This window comes from Pseudomonas sp. GXM4 (assembly GCF_008923895.1).
Taxonomy (GTDB): Bacteria; Pseudomonadota; Gammaproteobacteria; order Pseudomonadales; family Pseudomonadaceae; genus Aquipseudomonas; species Aquipseudomonas atacamensis.
This window is the reverse complement of record NZ_WBRZ01000330.1, coordinates 1-5,481: the sequence shown is the minus strand read 5'-3', so window position 1 is coordinate 5,481 and position 5,481 is coordinate 1. Positions and strand designations below refer to the sequence as shown.

Here is a 5,481-nt window from a genome sequence, read left to right as displayed (position 1 = left end):
ATGTATGGCTAAAGACACCTCGGTCGGCCCCCTCTCCCTCCGGGAGAGGGACCGATTGGGGGATATTTGGGAGATACACCGACCTGAACGTTTTTCTTTGAATCCATAATCGACTCGGTTTTTTCAGGTCGATGGATGGCTCAAGACACCTCGGTCGGCCCCCTCTCCCTCCGGGAGAGGGCTGGGGTGAGGGTGCTTTTTGACTCAAACAAAAAACCCGGCCGAAGCCGGGTTTTTCATCACGCGATCACTGCATCCACGGCGGTGGAGGCGGTTCTTCGGGTTTGCCTTTCGGCGCGTCGTCCGCCGCGCGAATGGCCTGCTTGCGTTCCTCGTCGAGGCGCGCCGCTTCGATTTCGCGCAGCACCCCGCCGACATCCGCCAGGTCCTCGGGATCGTCGAACTCGCCGGTCAGCACACTGTTCGGGTGCAAGGTGCCGGCTTCGTACAACGCCCACATTTCCTTGGCGTACTTGGTCTTCTTCAATTCCGGCGCGAAACGGCCGAAGTACGAAGCCATGTTGCCAACGTCACGCTCGAGCATGCTGAACGCGTGGTTGTTGCCCGCAGCGTCGACTGCCTGGGGCAGGTCGATGATGACCGGGCCGGTCGGGGTCAGCAGCACGTTGAACTCGGAGAGGTCACCGTGCACCAGACCGGTACACAACATCAGCACGATCTGCGAAATCAGGAACGCGTGATATTCGCGCGCCTGATCCGGCTCCAGCACCACGTCATTCAGACGCGGCGCGGCGTCGCCGAATTCGTCGGCCACCAGCTCCATCAACAGCACGCCGTCGAGGAAGTCATAGGGTTTGGGCACTCGCACACCGGCGCCGGCCAGACGGAACAGCGCCGCCACTTCGGCGTTCTGCCAGGCGTCTTCGGTCTCTTTGCGACCGAACTTGGACCCCTTCGCCATGGCGCGCGCCTGACGGCTGTTACGAACCTTGCGGCCTTCCTGATACTCGGCCGCCTGGCGGAAACTGCGTTTATTCGCCTCCTTGTAGACCTTGGCGCAACGTAACTGATTGCCGCAGCGCACTACATAAACAGCTGCCTCTTTGCCACTCATCAGTGGGCGCAGCACTTCGTCGACCAGACCGTCCTCGATCAGGGGTTCAATGCGTTTTGGAGTCTTCATCAGCTTTTATTGTGGGTCCTTTATTACCAAACACGCGAATGTCACTCGTTATACGGCAATCCTCGCCCGACGGGGAGGGGTTGCCGACCTGTGAACCTTGAGGATGCACACACTGTGCCGGATCAATCGCAGCGACCCGGGCGAATCATAGCCGAGACCGTGGCATTGATTGGTATCGGTCGGCAAGGGCATTTGCGACAGAATCTGACATGGTCGGTGAACTTCAGTTGCCCTCACCCCAGCCCTCTCCCAGAGGGAGAGGGGGCCGATCGAGGTTTCTCCCGTAATGCATCGACCTGAGAGACCGCAGCGCTTCTGGTTTGAATCGCAGCTTTGGATTCGGTGAAGGGCGCTCAGGTCGGCGTCGATCTCGAGCATCCCCCAATCAGTCCCCTCTCCCTTTGGGAGAGGGTTAGGGTGAGGGGCTTTTTCAGCGTTCAATGATCGCGGTGACACCCTGCCCGCCCGCCGCACAGATCGAAATCAACCCTCGGCCCTTGCCCGCCGCATCCAGCAGTTTGGCCAGGTTCACGACAATCCGCCCGCCCGTTGCGGCGAACGGATGCCCCGCCGCCAGCGAACTGCCCTTCACATTGAGCCGACTGCGATCAATCGAACCCAGCGGTGCGTCGAGCCCCAGGCGGGTTTGGCAATATTCGGGATCTTCCCAGGCCTTGAGCGTGCACAGCACTTGCGCGGCGAAGGCTTCGTGAATTTCGTAGTAATCAAAATCCTGCAAGGTCAGGCCGTTGCGCGCCAGCAAGCGTGGCACGGCGTACACCGGCGCCATCAGCAGGCCCTCGGCACCGTTGACGAAATCCACCGCCGCCGCCTCGCCGTCGCGCAGATAAGCGAGGATCGGCAAGCCGCGCGATTTGGCCCATTCCTCACTTCCCAGCAACACCACCGAAGCGCCATCGGTGAGCGGCGTGGAATTGCCCGCCGTCAGCGTGCCCTTGGCGCTTTTCTCGAAGGCCGGTTTCAGCGTGGCGAGTTTTTCCAGGGTCAGGTCCGGGCGCAGATTGTTGTCGCGGGTCAGGCCGAGGAACGGCGTCATCAGATCGTTGTGCCAGCCTTCGCTGTAGGAAGCGGCGAGTTTGTGGTGGCTTTCGAGGGCCAGTTGATCCTGTTCTTCGCGGGGAATATTCCAGGTCTGCGCCATCAGCTCACAGTGCTCGCCCATGGACAGGCCCGTGCGTGGCTCGCCGTTACGCGGGAATTCGGGAATCAGATGCCGGGGGCGCAACTGCAAAAGGGTTTTCAGTTTGTCGCCGGTGCTCTTGGCGCGGTTGGCCTGCAGAAGAATCCTGCGCAGGCCTTCGCTGACGCTGATCGGCGCATCGGAAGTGGTGTCGACTCCGCCGGCAATGCCGCAGTCGATCTGGCCGAGGGCGATTTTGTTGGCCACCAGCAGCGCCGCTTCCAGACCAGTGCCGCAGGCTTGCTGGATGTCATAGGCCGGTGTCGCTGGAGACAGGCGCGAGCCGAGCACGCATTCGCGGGTCAGGTTCATATCCCGTGACAATTTAAGCACCGCGCCCGCCACCACTTCGCCGATGCGCTGGCCATGCAGGTTGTAGCGTTCGATCAGGCCTTCCAGCGCGGCGGTGAGCATCGCCTGATTGCTGGCCGTGGCGTACGGCCCGTTGGAGCGGGCGAAAGGGATGCGGTTACCGCCGATGATCGCGACGCGGCGCAGCTGGGTCATGGATAACTCCTGTGGAATTTGCGGATTCACATGGAAACCTGTGGGAGCTGGCTTGCCAGCGATGGGGGCGGCATTTCCAACCCTTCAGCGGCTGACACCCCGCCATCGCGGGCAAGCCCGCTCCCACAGGGTCAGTGGTCTACTCTGCTAAACCAGCGTAGGCCTTATTGCGCCGATCGAACGATTGATTGCCGTGGACAGTCCACACTTTGAACCCCAACTTCTGGAGAGCGTTCCATGTCTGACCGCTATATCGACTTCGCCAACTCATCCTTCGGCCATCGTCTGGTCGGAGCCTTGGGCCTGCCGTCGCCGGTGCGGCTGGAACGCTGGCAGGCGGGGCGTCTGCGGCCGATCGAGGGCGCCCTGTTGCTCGGTGGCGGGCCGCTGGCCGAACGGATCAGCGGGTTTGCCAATCGCTTGACCGACGCGATCTATAGCTACGGCACCGAGCCCTCGCTGGCCACTGCATGGATCCCCGGCCACGGGCCGAAAATCAAAGCGGTGGTGTTCGACGCCAGCGCTCTGCAACACACCGACCAGCTCAAGCAGTTGCGCGAATTCTTCCAGCCCTTGATGAAGAACCTCGACCATAGCGCGCACCTGGTGATTCTCGGCCGTGCTCCGGAAAGCCTGGGTGATCCGTTCGCCTCCAGTGCGCAGCGAGCACTCGAAGGCTTCTCGCGCTCGCTGGCCAAAGAGCTGCGCGGCGGTGGCACCTTGCAGCTGATCTACGTCGGCGAAGGTGCCGAAGATCAACTGGAAGGCCCGCTGCGATTCTTCCTCTCGCCGAAAAGTGCATTCGTTTCCGGCCAGGTGATTCGCCTGACCGCGTGCGCTACGCCAGTCACTGACTGGACCCGCCCGCTGGCCGGGCGCAAGGCGCTGGTCACCGGTGCCGCGCGCGGCATCGGCGCGTCGATTGCCGAAACCCTGGCCCGTGATGGCGCCGAGGTGATCCTCCTCGACGTACCGCCAGCCAAGACCGACCTTGAGGCCCTCGCCGCGCGTCTCGGCGGCCGGGCGATCACCCTCGATATCTGCGCCGATGACGCCGCCGCGCAATTGATCGAACAGCTGCCTGACGGCCTCGACATCCTCGTGCACAACGCCGGCATCACCCGTGACAAAACTCTGGCCAACATGACCCCGGAATTCTGGGACGCGGTGCTGGCCGTCAACCTCAATGCGCCGCAAGTGCTGACCAAGGCGCTGCTCGACAGCGGCACCCTGCGCGACAACGCACGGGTGGTCCTGCTCGCCTCGATCAGCGGCATCGCCGGCAATCGCGGGCAGACCAACTACGCGGCGAGCAAGGCTGGCCTGATCGGTCTGGCCCAGGCATGGGCGCCGACGCTGCTGGAACGTGGCATCAGCATCAACGCCGTGGCTCCCGGTTTCATCGAAACGCAAATGACCGCGCACATTCCGTTCGGCCTGCGCGAAGCCGGGCGGCGCATGAGTTCGCTGGGCCAGGGCGGCTTGCCGCAAGACGTCGCCGAAGCCGTGGCGTGGCTGGCGCAACCGGGCACGGGCGCGTTCACCGGGCAAGCGTTGCGGGTCTGTGGGCAAAGTGTTCTGGGGGCATAAAGATGAGCATCGAATGGCACACGCTGGATCGCGAACCGAGTCTGCCGGGGCTTTATTCGCGCGCAGCGACGCGACGCAAAATCACCGGTACGCAACTGCCCGACAGCGGCCTGCGCTGCTGGGTCGATATCGACAGCAAACGGCTGACGGCCTATCGCAAGGTCTGCGGTTTCGTCGATGACGGCCTGCTGCCGCCGACCTATCCACACATCCTCGCCTTCGCCTTGCAGATGCAATTGCTCACGGCCAGAGACTTTCCGTTCCCGCTGCTCGGGCTGATTCACTTGAGCAACCGCATTCGCGTGCTGCGGCCGATGGGCGCGATCAGTCGCGCGCAAGTCAGCGTGCGTGTGCACAATCTGCAACCGCACGCCAAAGGCGCGACGTTCGATCTGCTCACTACTCTGGACGATCAGCTTGGGCCGCTGTGGGAAGCCGAAAGCCGGATGCTCTGTCGCGGGGTGAAACTCGAGGGCGAAGCGCTGGCACAGGACTGGCAGCCGTCGCAGGATTTGCTCGAAGTGGCGCGCTGGACTGCGCCGGCCGATATCGGTCGCCAGTATGCGAAAGTCTCCGGCGACTACAACCCGATTCACCTCAGTGCGGCGAGCGCCAAACTGTTCGGGTTTCCCACCGCGATCGCCCATGGACTTTGGAACAAGGCGCGGACACTGGCGGCACTCTCCGATCACCTGCCCAAGGCCAACCTGGAAATCGCCGTGCACTTTCGCAAACCGGTGCGCCTGCCCAGCGAAGTGACTTTGCTGGCCAGTGCCGCGGGTTCCAGCGGTGAGTTGCGCTTGATCGGCGCCGGCGACCTGGAACATATGGTCGGTCAGTGGCAACCGATCGCCTGATCTGGCGGGGCGGAAAAACCCGTTAATTGTGTATATATCACTTAAGTTTTTCCGCGCCCTGCCCGCTGCTTTGGAAAAAACCGAGCCTTGAATTTCAAGGCTTTTTTTTGCCCGTTTATTACCGGGGTATTAGTCCTTCGGCATAGCGCCGAGCCCTCTATATAAAGGGGTTAATACCAAAT

At 62.3% G+C, this 5,481-nt stretch carries 4 protein-coding genes; 2 read left to right on the top strand and 2 right to left on the bottom strand.

Features of this window, described 5'->3' with window-relative positions; genetic code table 11:
- Nucleotides 1-247: 247 nt before the first annotated feature.
- Together F8N49_RS25140 and F8N49_RS25135 are read right to left on the bottom strand one after the other, a co-directional pair.
- Nucleotides 248-1,144 carry a PA4780 family RIO1-like protein kinase gene (locus tag F8N49_RS25140; RefSeq protein WP_016771829.1) on the bottom strand — a complete coding sequence of 299 codons (897 nt, stop codon included), beginning with the start codon at nucleotides 1,142-1,144 and terminating at the stop codon, nucleotides 248-250.
- 430 nt (nucleotides 1,145-1,574) lie between these two features.
- The gene (locus tag F8N49_RS25135) at nucleotides 1,575-2,852 is read right to left on the bottom strand and encodes an acetyl-CoA C-acetyltransferase (RefSeq protein ID WP_151553039.1); all 1,278 of its coding nucleotides are present in this window, start codon (nucleotides 2,850-2,852) and stop codon (nucleotides 1,575-1,577) included.
- A 237-nt stretch (nucleotides 2,853-3,089) separates the two neighbouring features.
- Here F8N49_RS25135 and F8N49_RS25130 point away from each other — a divergent pair, with 237 nt between their 5' ends.
- Together F8N49_RS25130 and F8N49_RS25125 are read left to right on the top strand one after the other, a co-directional pair.
- On the top strand, nucleotides 3,090-4,442 hold the full coding sequence (locus tag F8N49_RS25130) for a 3-oxoacyl-ACP reductase (protein WP_151553037.1): 1,353 nt from the start codon (nucleotides 3,090-3,092) through the stop codon (nucleotides 4,440-4,442).
- Between the two features lie 2 nt (nucleotides 4,443-4,444).
- Nucleotides 4,445-5,299 carry a MaoC/PaaZ C-terminal domain-containing protein gene (locus tag F8N49_RS25125; protein ID WP_151553036.1) on the top strand — a complete coding sequence of 285 codons (855 nt, stop codon included), beginning with the start codon at nucleotides 4,445-4,447 and terminating at the stop codon, nucleotides 5,297-5,299.
- The last annotated feature ends 182 nt before the right edge of the window (nucleotides 5,300-5,481 follow it).